14 protein-coding genes are annotated in these 20,420 nt (G+C 62.4%); all 14 read right to left on the bottom strand.

Annotated features, from left to right (window positions below):
• Positions 1-12: 12 nt before the first annotated feature.
• The gene (locus Mgrana_RS07290; RefSeq protein WP_119356949.1) at positions 13-1,203 is read right to left on the bottom strand and encodes a DegT/DnrJ/EryC1/StrS family aminotransferase; all 1,191 of its coding nucleotides are present in this window, start codon (positions 1,201-1,203) and stop codon (positions 13-15) included.
• A gap of 248 nt (positions 1,204-1,451) precedes the next feature.
• Positions 1,452-2,396 carry a glycosyltransferase family 4 protein gene (locus tag Mgrana_RS07285; RefSeq protein WP_119356948.1) on the bottom strand — a complete coding sequence of 315 codons (945 nt, stop codon included), beginning with the start codon at positions 2,394-2,396 and terminating at the stop codon, positions 1,452-1,454.
• A gap of 46 nt (positions 2,397-2,442) precedes the next feature.
• Positions 2,443-3,627, bottom strand: a complete 1,185-nt coding sequence (locus Mgrana_RS07280; protein WP_119356947.1) for a glycosyltransferase — start codon at positions 3,625-3,627, stop codon at positions 2,443-2,445.
• An 81-nt stretch (positions 3,628-3,708) separates the two neighbouring features.
• On the bottom strand, positions 3,709-4,890 hold the full coding sequence (locus Mgrana_RS07275) for a glycosyltransferase family 4 protein (RefSeq protein ID WP_119356946.1): 1,182 nt from the start codon (positions 4,888-4,890) through the stop codon (positions 3,709-3,711).
• A gap of 10 nt (positions 4,891-4,900) precedes the next feature.
• Entirely contained in the window at positions 4,901-6,052 is a 1,152-nt protein-coding gene (locus Mgrana_RS07270) for a glycosyltransferase (RefSeq protein ID WP_119356945.1), read from the bottom strand.
• Entirely contained in the window at positions 6,019-7,206 is a 1,188-nt protein-coding gene (locus Mgrana_RS07265; RefSeq protein WP_119356944.1) for an O-antigen ligase family protein, read from the bottom strand. Before Mgrana_RS07265 ends, Mgrana_RS07270 begins: the two co-directional genes overlap by 34 nt.
• Positions 7,207-7,248: 42 nt before the next feature.
• Entirely contained in the window at positions 7,249-8,379 is a 1,131-nt protein-coding gene (locus tag Mgrana_RS07260) for a glycosyltransferase (RefSeq protein WP_206075062.1), read from the bottom strand.
• A gap of 13 nt (positions 8,380-8,392) precedes the next feature.
• Positions 8,393-9,640, bottom strand: a complete 1,248-nt coding sequence (locus Mgrana_RS07255) for a flippase (protein WP_119356942.1) — start codon at positions 9,638-9,640, stop codon at positions 8,393-8,395.
• A gap of 264 nt (positions 9,641-9,904) precedes the next feature.
• Positions 9,905-11,746 (bottom strand): transcriptional regulator, encoded by a 1,842-nt coding sequence (locus tag Mgrana_RS07250; RefSeq protein WP_119356941.1) that lies wholly within the window; start codon positions 11,744-11,746, stop codon positions 9,905-9,907.
• A gap of 388 nt (positions 11,747-12,134) precedes the next feature.
• Positions 12,135-15,479 (bottom strand): efflux RND transporter permease subunit, encoded by a 3,345-nt coding sequence (locus Mgrana_RS07245; protein WP_119356940.1) that lies wholly within the window; start codon positions 15,477-15,479, stop codon positions 12,135-12,137.
• A complete protein-coding gene (locus tag Mgrana_RS07240; protein WP_170146422.1) occupies positions 15,476-16,759 on the bottom strand; it encodes an efflux RND transporter periplasmic adaptor subunit in 1,284 nt (427 codons plus the stop codon). Before Mgrana_RS07240 ends, Mgrana_RS07245 begins: the two co-directional genes overlap by 4 nt.
• Positions 16,760-17,001: 242 nt before the next feature.
• Positions 17,002-18,108 carry a TolC family protein gene (locus tag Mgrana_RS07235; protein ID WP_119356938.1) on the bottom strand — a complete coding sequence of 369 codons (1,107 nt, stop codon included), beginning with the start codon at positions 18,106-18,108 and terminating at the stop codon, positions 17,002-17,004.
• Complete coding sequence (locus Mgrana_RS07230; protein ID WP_119356937.1) at positions 18,105-19,454, bottom strand: TolC family protein; 1,350 nt, start codon at positions 19,452-19,454, stop codon at positions 18,105-18,107. Before Mgrana_RS07230 ends, Mgrana_RS07235 begins: the two co-directional genes overlap by 4 nt.
• Positions 19,455-19,700: 246 nt before the next feature.
• Positions 19,701-20,357: a hypothetical protein gene (locus Mgrana_RS07225; protein WP_119356936.1), complete on the bottom strand. Its 657-nt coding sequence runs from the start codon at positions 20,355-20,357 to the stop codon at positions 19,701-19,703.
• Between the last annotated feature and the right edge of the window lie 63 nt (positions 20,358-20,420).

Raw genomic sequence — 20,420 nt, 5'->3', positions numbered from 1 at the left:
CCTGAATCTATTTTAGCGCGTGGCCTCGTGCATGACCTGTTCAACCACCCCTGCCGTGGCCTCGATATGCTCCTGGGTGAGGGTGGGGTGGACCAAAAACATCAAGGAGGTTTCCCCCAGTTCTTTGGCTATGGGAAGTCGCTGGGAGGGACGCAGGCCGTGCTTCTCAAAGGCCTTCTCGAGGTAGATCTCGCTGCAGCTGCCGCTGCCGCAGGGGATTCCTGCCGCGCTGATCTCGGTCATGATGCGGTCGCGGTTCCAGCCGGGCTTCAAGGCCTCGGGACGAACGTAGGCGTAGTGTTTGTAATAGGCGTGATAGAACCCCTCGGGGGGCTCGGTGATCCGCAGACCGGGGAGTCCGGCCCACCGCTCATTGAGATAATGGGCATGGGAACGGCGCCTTTCCACCCATCGGTCTAATTTGTTCAGGATTACCCGCCCGATTGCGGCCTGAACCTCGAGCATCCGCCAGTTGGTGCCAAAATCTTCATGGAGCCAGCGAAAACCCGGTGCATGCTCGCGGTGGTACACCGCTTCGTAGCTTTTGCCGTGATCTTTAAAGCTCCAGGCCTTGCTCCAGACCTCGGGATCGTTGGTGGTGAGCATCCCCCCTTCGCCCCCGGTGGTGAGGATCTTATCCTGGCAGAAGCTCCAGGCGCCCACATGGCCGATCGAGCCCACGCTGCGCCCCTTGTATCTGGCTCCATGGGCCTGGGCGCAGTCTTCAATGACCTTGAGGTCGTGCTGTTGAGCCAAAGCCATGATGGGGTCCATATCGGCAGGCCAGCCGGCCAGGTGAACCACGATGATGGCCTTGGTGCGGGGGGTAAGGGCTTTTTCGATGGTCTCAGCGGTGATCAGGCCACTTTGGGGGTCTACGTCTGCGAAAACCGGGATGGCCCCGCGCATCACCGCGGCGCTGGCACTGGCGATGAAGGTGCGGGGGGTGGTGATCACCTCGTCTCCAGCCCCAATGCCGAGGGCCAGCAGCGCCAGCTCGATGGCCACCGTACCGTTGTGCAGGGCCACGGCATAATCGCTGCCCACGTAGCGGGCAAACTCCCGCTCGAACTCGCGCCCTTCGGTTCCGGTCCAGTAGTTGACCTTGCCGGATTGGAGCACCCGGGTGGCCGCCGCAATCTCGTCCGGCTCAAAATAGGGCCAAGGGGCAAAGGGGGCCGTGTTCACAGGGTTTCGCAGCATCGGGATTCACCTCGAGCGATATGTGGGGCAACCTGGCTTCAAGCCTAAGACACGCGCCGTTATTCCCCCGTTATGCTTCGTATCCTACGCCCGCGAGTGCATTCTCGAGCCCCGTTACATGGCTGGGAATAGGGATGGGGCAGCGCAACCGTAAAGTAACATCTCCTATAACGCAGGCCGGTGTATTTGCCAGGCGTGGCTGAGAAACCTCGATGAGGACAACAATACCGCGATGGCCATGCCCTGAGCTACAGGGACCCCAAACGATAGGCGCCCCAGAACAGCACCACCAGCGCTGCGGCGATGAGCAAAAAGGCGGGCAGCAGGGCGAGCTGCAGCACCCCCCACCCCAACAGCACCAGCAGCAGGGTGGTGACCCAGACCACCGCGACGGTGAGGGTGGGGTTGTGCAAATAGATCTGGTCCAGCCGGTCATAGGTATGGTCTCGGTCGCCCTCGAAAATGGGCTTGCCCCGTCGGGCACGCCGAATGATCCCCGAGGCCATGTCATACAGGGGGAAGCCCACCATGGTGAGGGCTGCCAGGAAGGGCACAAACCCCTGGTTTGCGGCTTGGAGCAGGAGGATGGCCAGGATATAGCCGATGGAGAGGCTCCCCGAGTCCCCCATGAAGGTCTTCGCTTTAGGGTAGTTCCATACCAAAAACCCCAGCAATCCGCCCAACAAAATCAGGGCGAGGGTGGGGCTCGAGCCGAGGTGCGAGAGCAGCAGGGCTAGACCCGCAGATGAGACCAGCGCGTTGCCAGAGGCCAGGCCATTCATGCCGTCAATCAGGTTGATGGCGTTGGCCATGACCGGGACCAGCCCAACGCCCAGCAACACCCCGATCGGCCCTAGCTGTTCCCAAAAGTGCAGCCCCAACACCACCCCAGCTCCCAGCTCGGCCAGAAGGCGCAAACGAGGTGAGATGGAAAAGCGATCATCAAGACCACCGGTAACGGCGATGATCAACAGCCCCAACAGGGCCCAGCCCGACAGGGCCCCGCTCATGGCGCCCCACAGCCCTAGGGCGGCTACGATGCCGATCCCCCCGAAGCGGGGTGTGGGGAGGGTATGAATTTTGATCTCCCCGGGTTTGTCCACAATTCCCAGAGCGCGGGCCAGGGGGATCGAGAACCCCACCAAGAGGACCCCAGAAAGCGCCGTGAGCAATAAGATAAGACTATCTGGCATGGGATATTTCCTCCCAACATGGATGGCGAGCTTGGGGGTTGGCGGATTAGCCCAATCCAACCTGGCTCAGCGTAGGGGCGGCCTTGCCTATGGCCTCAGAGTAGAGCATTTCGTGGAGTCGAATGATGTTTTTTAAGTCGTAGGCGGCGACCCGCTGGCGGCCCGTTTGTCCCATCTGGGCGGCCTCCTGGGGATGCTCGAGGATCCACTGCATTCCCTGGGCCATGGCCTCAACATCGCCCACCTCGACCAGGAGCCCTCCCCCTCCCTCGAGCAGCTCCTGAACCCCCCGGATGTTGCAGCCAATCACCGGAACCTCCAAAGCCAGGGATTCCAACACCGCCCTCGGCAGCCCCTCGCGCTCGGAGGGGAGCAAGGTGGCGCAGGCCGCCCGCACCAAGGTGGGTACATCCCGGCGCCAGCCGAGCATGCGCACCTGAGGCTCCAGCCCCAGGGCCTGGGCTTGCCGCCGCACCTCCTCCATCAGCCTGCCCACCCCGGCCAGCGCCAGCACCGCATCGTTGCGGCCCGTGCGCTGATTTAGCCGGGCCAAAGCCTGCAAGGCATCCCGGTGGCGCTTTTCGGGGTCATACTCGGCGATCATCACAAAGAGCGGCTGTTCTGGGCTGAGCCCTAGCTCACTCCGAATGGCGGTGATTTGCTGGGGGCTTACCGAACTGGGTGAGTAGTGCGCTAGATCAACCCCGATTCCCGGCATATAGCGCAGGCGGTTTTGCGGCACGATGTTGTAGCGCAGGGTGGCCTGCTCATCCTCGCGGTTGATGACCACCAGATAATCGGTCCAGGGTCCGGCCAGTTTTTCGATCCCCAAAAACACCAGGTTCTTGAGCGGATGGCCGCGTTTATGGAAGTGGTAGCCGTGGACGGTGTAGATGATCTTGGGCCGCCGCTGCGGAGGAATTCCCCGCAAGGCCAGCCGGGCTAAGAAGGCCGATACCGGGGTGTGGATGTGAATCAGGTCGTAGCCCCCCTCAGCGATCAGGCTGCGCACCTGATGTAGCCCTCGGAGAAAGTTCTGGGTGTCCAGAGGGTTGCGGCTCCACTCGAGGTCAAAGGTGCGATCAAAATGCAGGGGGCATTCGGTGCAGCCCGTCATCTCTGCGGCGGCGGCATCTACTTGCCAGCCCAGGGCCCGGAAATGGTCGGCGAAAGGCAGCAGAAAGTCGGTGAAAAAGCGAGCGATGTTGGCGAGAAACAATACCTTGGGCATAGGAGATCTTAGCGGTTATGACCGCCCGATGGCAGAAGCCTAGGGATTATATGGCCGGCGGGGGGCTGCGTAAATAGAAGGTCAGGCATGAAAGGCCTCGGTTTTGGAGGAGCGTCCGCTGCCTTCGCCCAGGGCCTGGGCATAGAGCTGCTCGTGCAGCCCGAGGATGTGGCGGATGTCATAGGGCTGCATGCACTCCTTGGCCCTAACCCCCATGGCCTGCGCCTCCTGGGGGTGCTCGAGCACCCAGCGCATGGTTTTGGCAATTCCGGCCACGTCCCCCACCTCGAGCAGGAAGCCGCTATCGGGGTAGAGCAGCTCGTGGACCCCCCGGATATTGGTTCCGATGACCGGCACACCCAAGCACAGGGACTCCATCACCGCGCGGGGCAGGCCCTCTTGCTGAGTAGGCAGCAGGGTGGCCACCGAGGCTTTGATCAAAGCCGGGATATCCTGCCGCCAGCCCAGAAACAACACCCTCCCCTCCAGCCCGAGCTTGCGGGTGAGGGCCCGCAGCTCCGGCTCGAGCCGCCCAGTACCGGCCAGGGCCAGTCGCGCGCTAGGGTGGTTCAGCTGGGCAAAGGCCAGCAGGGCGTCCCGATGCCGCTTGCGGGGGATGAACTCGGCGATCACGGAGAACAAAGGCTGTCCCGCGGTGAGCCCCAGCTCCGCCCGCACCCGCTCTACCTCACTCGGGGGCACCGCTTCGGCGGTGTAGCGGTTGAGATCGAGGCCGATTCCCGGCATGTAGTGCAGCCGCCCCGGCGGCACAATCCGGTAGCGCCGCGCCGCGCTCTCGTCCTCGCGGTTCATGACCACCAGGTGGTCGGTCCACCTCCCTGCAAGCCACTCGAGGCCCAGAAACACCGCATTGCTCAGGGGGTTGCCCTTGGGATGAAAGTGGAAGCCGTGGGCGGTGTAGATCACTCGAGTGCCGGTACGCTTCCGCAGATTGCGCAAAGCCAAGCGGGTGATAAAGGCCGGAACCGGGGTGTGAACGTGGACGATATCGTAGCCTTCCCGCTCCACCAGCTGCTGAATTTGATGAATGCCCCGCAGGATGTTTTTAGGGTCGAGTGGATTGCGGGACCATTGGATATCGAACACCTGGTCAAAATGGCCCCGTGAAGGCTGCCACCCGGTGGCATCGGGGGCGGCCCCGTCCACCTGCCAGCCCTGAGCCCGGAAGTGGTCGGCCAGGGGCAGCAAAAATTTGCTGAAAAACAGCGAGACGTTGGCGGCAAACAATACTTTGGTGGGCATCAATTCTCTCCTAGGGCGAAGGTTTTCCAGCCGGGGGGGCTGGGAGGGGGGCCAGTTCACGATAGAGGGTTTCCCACTGGGTGAGGATCGCCTCGAGGCCATAATGCTCGGTCACAAAACGACGGCCAGCCTCGCCCATTTCCTGCCGCTGGCTGGGGGGTAAGGCGGCGAGCTCGAGCATGCCCTTGGCCAGGGCCGGTGAATCCTTGGCGGGAACCAAAACCCCCGTAATGCCGGATTGAAGGGCCTCAGGGTTCCCCCCTACATCGGTAGCCACCACCGGTAGGCCGCTGGCCGCGGCTTCCAGGAGCACCATCGGTAATCCCTCCCAGGCGGAAGAGAGCACGAAGCCGTCCGCGGCGCTCATCACCGCGGCCATATCCTTGCGTAGCCCCAAAAACTGAACCCGTTCCCCCAGGCCCAGCTCGCGGCTTAGGGTTTGCAGCGCCCCCAACAGCTCCCCCGTACCACCGATCAGCAGGCGTGAGTTTGGCTGCTGAGAGAGCACCTGGCGGAAGGCCTGGAGCAGGTTGGGGTAGTCCTTGGCCTCGGTCAGCCGCCCTGCCGCCAGCCAGACAAACTCCCCCCCCAGCCCCAGTTCGTCCCGCAGGCGCTGGCGGGTCAGGGCATCAGGGTGGAATTCAGCGGTGTTGATGCCGTTGGGGATGAAGCGGATTTTATGCGCCGGGACAGCCCCAACCTGTACGTAGCGCTCTAAACCGGCCTGGCTGACCTGGGTGGTGAGGTTGCAGAGCGGATCGGTGAGACGATAGGCCAGTTCGCGCCAGCGCCCACCCTCGATGACGTTGTGGGCAGTACAGATGACCACCCTCACCGGGGCCAGAAGCCGCACCACACGGGCCAGCAGGTTGGCATGAACCATGTGTGCGTGCAATATGGTGGGTTGTTCCTGCCGCAGAAAGCGGGCCAGGGCCAGCACCGCCCTGGGATCGGGCAAGCTACGGCGCATCTCCAGCGAATGTACCGGGATACCCTGCCCTTGCAAAATTTCGGCATTGTGCCCCTTGGGCAACATGGTGACCACCGAAACCCGCCAGCCTCGAGCCTTGAGCCCAGTGGCCAACCGCACCACTTGGGTTTCGGCCCCCCCCAACCCCAGGGTGGTGATTAAGAAGACAAGGCTCGGCGGCTTGGCTTCCATGGCGCCTCCAGATAGGTATGCAGCACCTTCCAGTGGGTGAGAATTAGCCCCAACATCAACCAGGTTTGCTTGCGCCACTCCCAGTTTTGGGAGTTAAACACCAGCATCAAGATCACGAACACCGTGAGCCATAGCAGGCGCTCGAGGCTGGGTAGCTCGAGGATGCTCCAGACCACCCCCAGCAGGAGCAGGATAAATAGCCCCACCCCCACCAACCCCAGCTCGGTGCTCAGGCTCACAAAGAGGTTGTGGGGGGCCATCCATTGGCGAAACATGGGCTGGTCTTCCATCGAGGTGCCGAATGTTCCGGCCCCGGTTCCCAGCCAGAGGTGGTCGTTGAAGGTCTGAAACCCAGCCTGCCAGATGTTGGTTCGATCGTTGAGGGTGCCCGAGCGCAGTTCCTCGGCGATGGTGGCCAGGCGGGAGAAGTTTTCCGGAGGGACCAGAACCGGAATCAACCACAAGGCTGCCAGCCCCAGCACGGTTACCATGACCTTGAGCCGGGTCGAGGCCCGAGGTAGGGTCACGAATACGAACAGGAGCCCTGCCGCAACCCCCAGGAGCCCGGCTCGAGCAGCAGCCAGGAAGTTCACGATCAGGGCCAGTACAGGATAAAGCCGGTACAGCCAGACCAGGCGAGAGCGTTCTTTGGTGAGGGCCAGGTACCAAGCCAGAGGGATACCCAGCGCCAGGACAAAGGCCAGGTCATTGGGGTCGAAGCCGTCGGCGGCGTAGCGTTCATAGGCCACCTCACTGCCGCTGAGGAAGTTTTGGAAGGTGTTGGCGACCCCGATCAAACACCCCAGCACGTAGGCGATCAATAAACCGCGTATTTGCGCGGGGCTTTCCACTACGTTGAACATCAGGAGCATGAACAGCAGCAGCAAGATGTACTGGAAGTTGCGGTCTTGGGTATCGGAGGGGCTAATCGTCCAGAAGAAACTGGCCAGCGCAAGCAACACAAAGGCAATGGCGGGGATGTGAACCCGGTGGAGCTGCACCCGCCCCACCAGCAGCACGTGTAAAAACCCCACGCCTACGGCGGTGATCCCCACCAGGCGGCTCAGGGTACCTAAGCCCGGGAGGGTGATGATGTTCTCCCAGGGGATGGTGAACACATAGAGCCACAGCAGGTAATAGGCCAGCCTAGGCATAGCGCCTCCGGAGGGGCTGTTCGGATGGATACAGGATAAGGATCATACTGGGTGTTTTCCCTCGATCAACACTTGGGGGACTTTGCCCCGCAGCAGCCGCAAATAGGTTTCCACAACGACCCCTTGGGTATAGCTCGAGTAGACCTCGGGAGGCACCTCTCGCCTCGGCTCGGTGAGGGCGGCGGCTATGGCAGCGGCCAGAGCCGAGGCGTCTCCTACTGGCACCAGCCGCCCCCAGCGCCCCCCGTCCAAGATTTCCCGGGGCCCGCTCTTGCAGTCGGTAGCGACAATTGGAGTGCTCAGGGCCAGGGCTTCGATGAGCACGGTGGGTAGCCCTTCCCAATCCGAGGAGAGGACGAACAAAGCGGCCCGCTTGATGTATGCCAGTGGGTCGGGCACAAAACCCGGCAACTCGACGTCCGCGCTCAGCCCTAGCTCATGCACTAAGGCCTCGAGTGCCGCACGCTCTTCGCCCTCCCCCAAAATCATCAACCGGAGGGTCTGGGTTTTGCGCACCTCGGCAAAGGCTCGGATCAGGTTAGGGAAGTTTTTTTGCCGAGTCAGGCGACCTACTCCCAGCACCACTGGGGGCTGCCCAGGGGCCAGCCAGGGGTGGTTTGGGGGGGCTTCAGCCTTGAGCCCAAAATCGGGTGAAATGACCGGGTTATAGACCACCTCGAGCCGGTCCCTGATTCCAGTCAACGCGGTGAAATCCTCAGCCACCCCCCGGCTGACGGCCACAATGCGGTCTGCCCAAGGATAAAACAGCCGCATAGACAAGGGGATTAGGCGCCCCCGAAGCGAAAGGGCATGACCAGAGTCTTGGCTAGGGGTGTTGTGGATGGCCACCACCATACGGGTGGGGTTCCCAGCCAAACGGTTGGCCCACAGGGCCACTACGTTGGCATGATCAAGGGCGGACAGGAAGCCCGTAGGCCGCTCCTGCCGCAGGTAGCGGGTCAGGGCGGGGAGGCTGGCCATGACCCGCCTGGCCCCTAAATCCACGACCCGTACGCAAGGCGGAACCGAATTCAGCAGCGGACCCGTAGCCTGGGCCAACACCAGATCCACCGATGCCCCGGCTTTGGCCATGCCCTCGGCCAGGTTAAGCGTAACCCGCTCGGCCCCCCCACCCAGGAGCGAAGGGAGATACAGTGCAAAGCGTTCGTTCAAATCCAACCCCCCCTCACAACACCTTGCGCAGCCGCAGCACCACAAAGCGATAGGCCGAAGCCCAGGTTTCTGCCAGCACCACCGCCACCGCCATACCCAAGGCGCCATAGCGATGGGTCAGAACGATTGCCGATAAGACGTAGATCACTCCAGCGGTAAGGGTTGAATGCATTACCTCCCGCTCCATTCGGCGAGGATACATGTACTGCACGGAGAGCGAGGCCCCAAAGCCCACGATGGGCATCAATAGGGCCATGATCTGGAGCACGGGGATGGTGGCTTCGTATTGGCGGCCAAAGAGCAGGTGTACCACCCAGGGGGCCAGCACGATGGTCAGCAGCATCCCCGCCAGTCCCATCCCGGTGGTGACCATCAAGGCAATCCGACTGAGCCGCATGGCCGAGTTGGCATCGTGGCGCATTAGGTGGCTGATGCGAGGATAGAGGGCTTGGGTGATGGGCCAGATGATGGAGATGGCCGGACGCACCAGCTTGTCACCGTTGGCGAAATGGGCTACTTGTACCGGATTGGTCATCACCCCCAGCAAGAGGCTACCGCTCGAGGTGTAGAGGTTGTCCGAGGCCCGATTGAGAAACAGATTCCAACTCACCTTAAGGGCGACCCAGGAGAGGGCAAAGGTGGGCATGCGGAAGGGCACATTGCGGTACATCACCGCCAACTGGACGACCGCGCTCAGAGCGCTGCTGAGGCCCTGAGCAGCCAGAGCGATCCAGGCATCTTGGGGGGAGCGCACAAACAGGAAGATGCCGGCTAGCTGGCCGATGCGAGCAATCCCGTCTACCAGGGCGGTGAACCAGGTGCGTTCGATGGCTTGGAAGTACCATACCGGCATGATGGTCCAAGCCACCGCGATCAGCAGCGACCACCAGGCCAGAGCTGGCTCAGCCCGGAAAACCTCTAGGGTTGGAATGGCTACCAGGGTAGCAAGGATCATCCCCCCGGTCAGCAGGGCCTTGGCCCCCATGGTGGACATCACGATGCCTGCTACCGCCTCCTTACGTTCGCGCACACGGGCGATCGAGCGGGTGGCCGAGTAGCCAAAGCCATACTCCCCCACCACCGAGAGCCAGCCTGCGAAGCTCTGCCCGAATGCGACCAGCCCCAGGTGGCTGGGCTCTAGAACCCGGGCCAGATAGGGCAGGGTGATCAGCGGCATCGCATAGGAGAGCATCTGCACGGCATACAACGCCACGGCATTCTGAGCGATGCGGCTATTTAGAACCCGGCGAATCTGCACCATGATGGCTCCCGAGACAGATCTTTTCTAAGGGTAGCGGTTAAATCCTGCATGGCGCCTTCATTGCTCACAGCGTTAACGTTTGTTGCGCTGAGTTTACGCAGGCCATATCTTGGCAAGAGGGAAGAGACTGAGATCCGGCAGAGGCTGAGCTTAGGCTACCGGCCAGCACAGTTCCACAATACATATCCTGCAGGGTTCATGTGTAAGGTGAGCGATTTAATGAAAGGAGGGCGGGGGAGCCGCCCCCGCCTTTGGGAGAAGAGACTAGAAGCGTTTGGCGGTTTCTACTGCGCTACGAAAAAACTCATAGGCCATCACTTTGGGGGCAGCCTGAGCTTGGGCGGGGGAGGCGATGCGATAGGTGGTGGCCTCAAGGTCGATCAGCCCGCTCTCAGCGCTGCTGGTCAGGCGGATACTGGCGCCGGCGGGGATGCGGAACCACAGGTTAAGCTCCTCCTGCAGCGGCAGCATCAGGGCATTTTCGGCCAGGGCCCCGGCCTGAATCCCCGATAGGAAGATGATCCGGGCCTCTCGAGGCTCCTGGATCTCCAGGGTGAGGGGGGCGGCCCGGCCTGAAATCCCCACCCCCAGCGGATTTTCCACATAGAGGTTGCCTTTGAGATGCAAGAGGGAGGGCTCGTCGTGGGCGGCCCACATGATTCCGGAAGTGGTGGCCTGGGAGGGGGTGCGCACCCAGCGGACAAACCGGCCCTCGACCTCGAACCCCTGACCTAGACGGGCTTCCTCCAGTAAGGTGAGCTCGTTGCCTCGAGCCACCTCGGAGGTGGCAGGGCTGAAGGGGAGGTTCTCGTTCATGCCGAGCCAGGCCTTGAGGCCATAGCGGGTCCAGCCGGGGAGTCCGGTGACAAAGGTGCCCCAGTCGGCGGTGTCCCCGGCCATTAGGCGGTGATAGGCCTCAGCCATGCGCTGTTCTTCCATAGCGGACTGCAGCGCAGCCTGGCGGTGGTATTGCTGGCGGCGCCCAGGCTGTAGGCCAAGGTAGAGTACCCGCCGGCTCGCGTCATCCGAGAACTGCCACTGTCCGTTGTAGACCAGCCAGCCCCGCCGCTCGAGCTCATCCAGATAGGGGGTGGCCTCAAGGGCGTCCAGAAGCCCTTGGGAATAGGGGCCAGGGTGTACCGAGAGCCGCTCCAGGGCCAGTCGGGCTTCCAGGGAGAGCATCCGGGCCTCGAGCTGCACCTGGGCCCGTACCCGCTGAGGCAGCGGCACCTCACCGCCGCTGCTGGGCACCGCCAGCAGTTCACGCAGGTGACCGGGGGAGCCGCCCGAGGCCAGGAAAAGCCGGGCGGCTTGGGCAAAAGGCAGGTTCGAGAGCATCCCCGCTCGAGCCTCAGCCCACTGCAAGGGCGGCAGGGTGATGTAGCGGGTACGCTCGGCGGGGTAATGGCTGCGCAGCTCGAGGATCAGTTTGGGGTCTTCGCCATAGCTGCTACGCTCGACCACCCACAAGCCCTCGCGGTCGGTGATGATCCGCTCCACCAGGACCTCGTTGTAGGGTGGGCGCAGGTAGTGCAGGGCTTTGCCCCCACCCCGCGGGCCTTCCAAAAAGGGCATACCCAGGGCCTTGGCCAGAGCTTGGGCGAAGGCGGTGCGTCCCGAGCCGGGGCGGCCCATCAGGATCAGCACGGAAGGAAGGGTGATCTGGGCGGCAACCTCTTGCACCAGCCGCTCACGCCCCACGGTGCCTGAGCTGTTGGCCATCAACTGGGAGCGTTGCCCCTCGAGCCAGGCCCTGAACTCTACCGAGAGCTCTTCCAAGCCTTCCATCGGTGCACCGGGCGAAGGGGTGCGGTCTAGCCCAACAAAGGCGGGCAGTTGCAGGGGGTCTTCCCCCGCTTTGAACAGGGTGTAACCCAGGGGGGCTAGGGCTTGGCTGAGCCGGTGGAGCTCCACCCGCAGGTTTTGTGAAGCGGCAGTGTGACCCCATAGGAGATCGGCCAGTACCTCACGGCGGGTAGGCCCCTCGAGGGCCAGATAATAGAGCACCGCTAAGCCTTTGCGTTGGAGTTTGAGCTCACGCCCCTGATATTCCAGGCGGGCGGGGCCCCATAGCTTGAGTTGAATTGGACCACCGGCTTTATTCATCCGTCTCCTCTCATCTGAAATTGTGCGGCTGTGCTGAGGCGAACGGGGATTAGAGCGTATAGATAGGCCACAACCCAGCCCAGGCCGAAGGAGGAAATGCCGAGGGACCCCGTGGCCTTGGCACGCCAACGATTGGGAAGTGGGGATGAGCCTCTCAAGCGTAAACTCCTTCGTTAACCTAAGGTCCAAGGTAACACAGGCTTAGGGGAAGCTCAGGTCAAATGCACAAGCCGGAAGGGAATTTCTTCCACCTTGGCCACGTTACGCCTTGAGGTGGGCCCTCGAGGGGTTCTGAGGGAATAGTATTCGCCCGAGCGTTATGTTGCCGTTACTTGTAAAAGGGGCGCATCTAGATGCGCCCCTTTTGGGTATAGGTCTGGAGACCGATTCAGTCGGTGGCGGTTGGGGATGGGGAAAGCGGTGCAGGGGCCACTTGGGTAGCCGGACGGTTGCGCTCGAAGAGGTAAAAGGCCGCCGGTACCACAAAGAAGGTCAGGATGGCCGAGAACAGGATGCCCCCCAGAATCACCACCCCCAGCCCCTGTGCATACTCCGAACCCTCGCCGCGGCCCAGGATCAGTGGGAAGCTGATCACCAGCACGGTGGTGGTGGTCATGATGATCGGCCGGAAGCGCAGACGGGCTGCATCTACCAGGGCATCGCGGAACTCCATCTTGCCCAGCCGCTCCACTACGAAGTCCAGATAGAGGATGGCGTTCTTGGCCGAGAGCCCGATCAAAAGCAGGAATCCCATCACGCTAAAAATGTCCAGGCTGCCCCCCGAGATGAAAATGGCCAACAGCGCGCCCACGATGGCCAGCGGCACCGGGAGCAACAGATAAAGGGGGTAGCGGAAGCTGTTGAACTGAGCCCCCATCACCAGATACACCAGGAACAGGGCTAGCCCAAACACCTGGATTCCCAGGCTGCTGAGCTGGCTGGCCAGGGCCGCCTGGCTAAACTGGCTGGTGCTGGCCAAGGAAACCTGATTGTCCAGGATGCCGGCCTGGGTGAGCTTTTGCGCAAGCTGGCGTTGGTACTCGAGCTGGCTGGGTGCGCCTGGGGCTAGGTTGATGTTGAGGGTACTGGTATAGAGCCGATTGGTACGGCTGATGTTGGTAGGGGTTTGCGCTTGGATGACGCTTCCGAGCTGACCCACGGTGAGGTTGGTCTGGAGGGTGGAGGAGTAGATGGGTAGCGAGAGCAGCGATTGGGTGTCGTTGAGGTAGATGGGATCCAGCTGCACTTGGATGGGGTAGTTTAGCCCGTTGACCTGGACATTGCCAGCCTGACTGCCGCTGGTGTAGGTCTGCAGGGCGGTGGCCACGTTGCTGGCGGTCAGCCCGGTACCGGCCATCCGGCTAGGATCGGGGATGAAGCGGTTTTCCACCGTGGACTGGGTGAGGCTGGTGGTGGCCGAGAGCACATTGGGGTCGGATTGCAGCAGATCGAGGGCTTGGTTGGTGCGGGTATTCAGCAGGTCAAAGCTGGGCGAGGCCAGGTTGACCTGCAACGCGGAGCCTTGTCCCCGGAAGCCACCGCCAGCACTGATGGAAACCCGGGCCGAGGGCTGGTCCTGCAGCAGGCCGGTGATCGCGCGCTGCCATTGGGGGATCAGGCTAAAAACCCTGGCCCGCTCCTCGCGTGGAATGAGCTGGACCACCATACTGGCCCGATTGGCGCTGACATCAGTTTGCACCGTGCGCACCTCAGGGCGGGAGAGCAGATACCCCTCTATCCGGGCAGCCAGGGTGTTGGCGGTCGAGATCGTGGTGCTTGAGGGCAGGAAAAGGGTGACCTGAGCGCTACCGTTATCGCTTTGCGGAACGAAATTGAACGGAATTTTGGGCCCGATGAAGACCACGGTGAACACAAAAAAAGCAGCTGCTCCCGCCAGTACCCAGCCGCTGTAGTTCAGCAGGCTGTTCAGGCGGCTGGCATACCCCTCGCGCACGTAGGAAAGACCGATCTCCGTCCAGCCGTGCAGGGTGGTGGTAAGGGCCTCGAGGAAGGTAAGCCCGAGGTTGACCAGGTAATAGGCGATTCCCAGTGCGAAGGGGTAGAGGAGCAGCGCCAGTAATCCAACCGGGCCAAAGAGGCGCAGCAGCACGATGGCGGCAACCAAGGCTCCCAAAAGGCCCAGGAAGCTGCGCCACGAGCGCCATCCCCAGCGCAGGGAATCCGGCAGCTGGGCTACGCTATGGCCAAGGTCGCTCCAGGTGCGGGGATGGCTATCGGGGGTGTAGGCCATGCGCACGGTGAGGAAAAGCAAGGCCTCGAACCAGGACAAGAACACCGCCGCGGCCAAGCCCAGCGCGAACTGCTGGAGGAAGAACCCCGCGAAGCCCCCCAGGAAGCTCACCGGGATCAGCACCGAGAGCAAGGAGAGCGAGGCGGCAGCGACCGCGCTGAAGACCTCACTCGCCCCCTTGAGCACCGCCTCAGTGCGGCTATAGCCCAGCCCACGATACCGCTCGACGTTCTCGGCCACCACAATGGAATCGTCCACCACGATGCCGATGGCCACGATCAGGGCCAGCAACGAGACCAGGTTAAAGGTGAACCCCATCAGGCTATAGAGGGCCGGAGCAGCTGAGAGCGCGATGGGAATGGCCAGGATTACCGTGAAGGCGGTGTTGAGTCGCCCCAGGAACAAAAGCACCACGATGGCCACCACGATGGCGGTGTTGAGCAGCTCATGGTAGGTGGCGTTGATGCTGGCGGTGATGGGGGTGGTGGTGTCGTTGGAGTAGGTCACCTTGTAGCCCTGGGGCAACTGGGTATGGGCAATGGCCCGGCGCACCGCCTGGGCTACGGCTACGGCGTTGGAGCCCTGGGTTTGCTGAATGGACACCAACACCACCGGCTGCCCATTAACCCGCACGTAGTCGCTGCTGGTGCTGCTGTCTCGGACGGTGCCCAGGTCGCTCACCCGGATGCCCCGGCTCGAGTCCACCAGAATCTGCGAGAGCTGTTCTGCGTTGGTGGGGATGTTGCGGGTGGAGAAGGTCAGGGTATTGCCGTCTCGAGTAATGCTCCCGATGGGTTGATCCACCGCGCCATTGAGTATGGCTTGGGTGACCTGCTGCGGGGTAATGTTGTAGTACTGCAAGCGGCTGGGATTAAGCAGCACCTGGAACTGTCGGCTGAGCCCGCCGGTGAGGGTGACGTTGGCCACCCCATTGATGCGTTGCAGGATGTTGACCAGGGTGTTGTTGGCGTAATCGTATACCTGGGCCAGGCTGGCTCCCCCACCGGAGAGGCCAAACTCGAGGATCGGCTGGGCGGTAGGATCGAAGGTGCGCACGGTGGGCGGGTTCACCCCAGAGGGCAGGCTGCGGGCCAGCGCCGAGACCTGAGCCCCGACCTGGTTGGCCATGGCGTTCTGGTCTACCCCGGTGTTGAATTGCAGGATCACCCGGCTGCTGCCCTGGCTGCTGTTGGAGTTGATGTTGATGATCCCGGCCAGGTTGGAGATCCCGTTCTCGATCACCTGGGTAACCTGATTGTCCACCACCTCGGGGCTGGCCCCAGGATAGCTGGTGAAGATGGCCACCACTGGGATATTGGGGTTGGGAAGCTGATCTACCCCCAGTCGGGTTGCGGCGATCAGCCCAAAGGCCACAATCGCGGCGAACAGGCCGATGCTAAAGACGTATCGGGCCACCGAGAACCCCACCAAGGGGTTCACCCGGTTGAACAACTGGGTTTGGAACTCCTTGAGCGGCCTCACGGTTGGCTGCCTCCTTGAGGGGCGCTGCTGCCCTGAGGGTTAGGCCGGGTCTGGGTGGGGGTGGAGGGCTGGCCCTGGCTTGAAGAGGCTGGCTTGCCAGAAGGGGTGCCCTGACGCGTACCAGAGCCTGAGCGCTGCCCTGGGTTGTTGCCGTTCGGGCCTTGTCCATAGCTGGAACCGGGGGTCTGTGACCCCACCTTGGCTACGCTCGAGCCATCCAGAAGCCCTGGTGGGGGGTTGACGATGACCTCGAGGTTGGGGGCTACCCCGCTGACCGCGGCTTGGTTTCCTGCCTGCGCCAACACGGTGACCGTCTGCGCTTTGGCCTTGCCGTTTTCAACCACAAACAAGTAGTTGCGCGTACCGTCGTTTTGCAGCGCAGCGATGGGGACAAGGGTTCCTTGGGCCAGCCGGACAGGATAGATCAGCGTACCTACCGCGCCTGCCGGAGGCAAATTCTCCCCCAGAATGCGGGCGGTGAGGGAGACCATCTGGTTTACCGGGGCGGCCGGATGTTGATCCACCTTGATCTGGAAGGTCTGCGCTCCAGTATTAAAGCTGAGAACCTGACCCGGACGAATGGAGGTGGCATCCGTGGGAGGCACATTGAAGCGCACCTGACGTTCAGGACTGACCAGGGTGAAAGGCTGGCTGCTGCTGCCCACAGCCTCCCCTACAGCGACATTGATCGCGGAGATCTGCCCGGCAAAGGGGGCACGGATGGTGGCATTGGCCAGGTTGATCTGGGCTTGCTGAAGCTGGTTTTGAGCCTGGTCTACCGCGACCCGGAGCTGCGCCAGGGTTTCACTGCCGGCTCTTTGGTTTGCGGCCAGAGCGCTTTGGGCCGCCGAGAGATTGGCCTTGGCGGTGTCGAGGTTGGCCTTGGCGCTGTTGAGATCATTGACCGAGAGGCCGCCGAGCTGGTAGACCCGCTGGGCCGACTGGTAGCTGATCTGGGCATTGGTCAGGCTGGTTTGCGCGGCTTGGAGCTGCTGTTGGAGCTTTACGGTGGCGTCGTTGGTGGCGTTGGTTTGGGTGGTGAGGTTGATGCGTGCATTTTGCAGGGCCAGCTGGGCGTTTTGTACCGCAATGCGCAGCTGGCTGTCATCCAGCTGGAGGATGGGCTGTCCGGGTTTGACGGTGTCCCCTACATTGGCCAGGATCTTGCTCACCACCCCGGTGGTTTGGGCCGCGACCTGGCTCTGGGTAACCGGCTCTACCGTTCCAGCCGCCTGCCGCTGAGCCACCAGGGTACCGGCTTTGCTGGTGTCCGTCTGCACGAGGATGATGGCCCCCGCTCGAGCCGACCCCTGCCCTGGTTGCCTTTGAGAGCTCCCCTGGCCAAACTGGCCCCGGGTTCCGCTGCGCGAACTTCCGGCGGCTGTCGGGGTGGCTGAGCTGCTATTTCCGCGCAGTACATAGCCCCCAACCCCGGCGGCTGCCACGAGTATGGCCACTCCAATCCACTGTCCCCATCGCATGCTTGTGGCCCCCTTTCGCCCTTCAACTTGCATGACCCCTCCTATTTGGCGCTGGCAGCCTGCACCAATCCGGTGAAGTCCTGCCCGGCCGCTACCGAGAGCGCAGCCAAGGCCTTCCAGTAGCTATCCATGGCCTGCAGGGCGCTATATTGTGCGCTCTGCAGGGAAACCTGGTCGGTTTGGAGCTGCAAGGCCGATATGGTACCGGCCTTGAGCGCGACCTTGTCTTGCTCGACCACCTTTTGGGCGTTGGCCACGTTTTGCTGGGCGATGGCGATCTGCTTGTAATAGCTCTGGGCGGTTTGATAAGCGTTGGAGAGAGAGGTTAGGGCATTTTTCTGAGCTGTGTCGAGTGCCAGTTGGTTGTTGGCCAGGGAGGTTTTGGCGGCCTCCAGATTGACGGCGGGGGTGTAGTCGTTGTCGTAGAGCTTGACGTTGAGCGCTGCGGTGTCTACCGCCTGCTGGACTTGAAGCACGCTGGGTAAGCGGCTGAACAGGTCTTTGTTCAAAGCCTCGAGGTCAACCTGGACATTTTTGGGAGGCTCGGGAGCGGTCGCGGTGAAGTTCCCCAGGCTCCCTACGCCCAACAGTGCGGCAAGCTGAGCCGAGAGGATGGGAATTTGGGTTTGTGCGTTGGTCAGGGCTTGTTTGGAGCTATCCAGGGTGGTTTGGGCCCGGGCCACATCTAGCGCGGTGGCATTGCCGGTGGCTTGGCGGGCCTTGGCCACATCCAGATTGCGTTGGTTAAGGGCCACTTGGGCTTGCAGCAGCTCGACGTTCTGCTGCTCTTCATAGAGGCTTAGATAGGCGTTGACCACGTTTTGCATCACGCTCAGGCGGGTGGCTTCCAGGTTGACCCTGGCCAGGTCATAGGCTTGCTGGGCCTGGGTCAGGGCTACCACCAGCGTGCTGGGATCGGCTTTGAGCGCATTCAGTTGAATGGTGGCGTTCTGCAGGGTGGCCTGGGCGCTTTGCAGAGAAGGGCCTTGGGCGTAGGCTTGGCGCAAGACCTGGACTAAGGAGGTGGGTGGGGCGCTCTGGGCCTGACCCAAGGCAGAGGTGGAGAGCAGGAGCCCGATGCTCCAGAGCCAGGCGGCTTTTCTCCAGGTTAACGGTAGGGACTGAGGATGGGTGGATCGGATGCTCATGGGTTGGCTCCTGTGAGGTTTACACCAAGGGCGTTTTGCAGTGCGATCGCTGCGGTTTGAGCGTTGATGATGGCGCTATCGAGGTTAACTTGGGCTTGTTGCACGTTGACCTGGGCTTGCTGCACATCCACCGCGGTCCCCGTCCCAGCTGCGAGCTTGGCCTGGGCGGTTTTGAGGGTCTGGTTGGCGGTGGTGAGGGCAGCCTGCGCAATGCCCACCTGGGCTAGGGCGGTTTGGGCTTGCTGGTATTTTTGGCGCACGTCGAGCTCTGCCGCCCGCTGGGCGCTTTGTAGGGCCAGCTGGGCCGCACTCAGGGCGGTTTGGCTCGAGCGGATGCTGGCATCGCCCGAAGGGGCCAGTAGGGGAAAGCTGACCGAAAGGCCCAGGCTCAGCACGTTGGCGGTGCTGCCGGAGCTGCTGGAAACCACCGGCACCGAGGCGCTCAAGCCGGCGGCGCCGCTTTTGAAGTCGAGCCCTGCTGAGATCGAGGTGGTGGTGGTTCCTGTGGTGGGGTTGCGCACGCTGTAGCCCAGATTCACGCTGCTATCCGGAAGCCAGCGGTTGCGCTGGGCGATGCTCAGATTGTCCTGGGCATCCTCGAGCTGGGACTGCGCGATGCGCACATCGGGCCGACGGGCCTGGGCCTGGGAGATGAGGGCCTCGAGGGGCTCGGTGGGCAGAGTGGGGGCGGTGGGGGCGGTGGGGAACTCGCCCAAGTTGCTAGCAGGGATCCCTAGGGTGTTGGCCAGGGTTTGACGGGCGATCTCCAGATTGCCTACCGCGCTCCCAGCGCTTACCTGAGCGCTCTCCAGGGCCTGTTGCTGGGTCAGCAGGTCGCTGAGGCTGAGCTGACCGGTATCGTACTTGGCTTGGGCCACTCGGGTGAGGGCCTCTTGCAACTTCAGGTTGGCCTGAGCCAGGCTGTTGCTTTCCATGGCCTGACGGACCCCGAAGTACTGGCTGATCAAGGTGGCGTAGAGGGTGTTGCGGGTGCTGGCTCGAGTCAACGCAGCCCGCTCCAAAGCCCGTTGGGCCGCCCGTATGGCGTCCGCAGAAGGGGTCCAGGGCAGCACGTTGAGTGAGGCGGTTCCGCTCAAGGTCAGGTTGTTGCTGGTGCTGCCGCCGGAGTCCGCGAGGGTGTAGCTGGCCCCCGGGGTCACCTGCAGGCCGCTGGCGGCCTGGGCGGCCTCCAATGCGCGCAGGGCGCTTTCATAGCTCAGGTCAGCGCTCCGCCAGGAAGGGCTGTTTTGCAGGGCTTTGAGGGCCGCCTCGAGGGTCAGCGCCTCCTGCGCCCACACCGGACAGGACAAGGCGAAGATCAGGGCAAGCCAGCGGGCAAGTTTCAAGTCGTTACCTCCAACACCTGTAGAGTCTGGGGTTCACCTATGTATTCCCAGGGAACGAAATATGTAGATTCCGTGTATTTCATGAAGGTTTTTTATACCGCCTAGGATAAACCGAAACCTTGGCTCATCCCAATATTGTTCTAAGGCCTTTGGGCCAGGGAAGGTAAAGGTTTGAAGCCTATCCCAATAGGCAGGATAGGCTTCGGACTCCGCGATGGACGGTGGATTTCTATACCGATGGCCTCATCACCGGGAGCGGTGTCCGCCGAAGAGCCCAAAGTTGGGATCTTGCTGAGCCTTGGCCAGAATCTGATCGGCCTGGGCCTGGGTCAGGCGACCGGCGCTCACCATCTGGCTCAGCCGACCCTTCAGGGCGTTGATGACCGCATCCTTAACCACCTGGGGGTCAACGTTTTTGCTCTGGGCGATCTGGGTCAGGGTTTTGCCGCTGCGGAGCTGGCCCACAAGGTCCGGTACAGAGGTATTTAGGGCTTTGGCTGCGGCCTCGAGGCCGGCTGAGGGCCCGCCCCTGAACCCCTGCCGCTCCATGCCAAACCCCCGTCCACCCCGCTCCATGCCTGGCCCACCAAACCCCCGCAGGCCAAAGTCACCGCTTTGGATTCGCTGCTTGGCTCGCTCGGCCTGGGCTGGGGTCAGGTCTTTGTTCTTCAGGGCCTCGTCTACGGTGGCGATGCCTACGCTTTGAAGGGCTGCCTTGAGCTTGGCTACGTCTACGCCAAGGGCCGTGGCCAGCTTTTGCAGGAACACCTCGCGGTAGTTGGTGCGCTGGGTTTGCTGTGGACCGGGCTGCGCGGGCGGGCTGCTTTGGGCCAGGGCGTAGAGCCCACCCCCCAGGCCCAGGCTAAGCGCCGTAAGACCGATGTATAGGGTGCGTTTGTTCATTGAAGTTCTCCTCGTATGGGGCGGAGTACCGCTCCCAGCCTCAGTCTGGCCAGGGTCGGTTAT

The sequence above is a fragment of the Meiothermus granaticius NBRC 107808 genome, assembly GCF_003574355.1.
Lineage (GTDB): Bacteria > Deinococcota > Deinococci > Deinococcales > Thermaceae > Meiothermus > Meiothermus granaticius.
The sequence above is the reverse complement of the archived record's forward strand: the minus strand, read 5'-3'. Positions and strand labels throughout refer to the sequence as shown.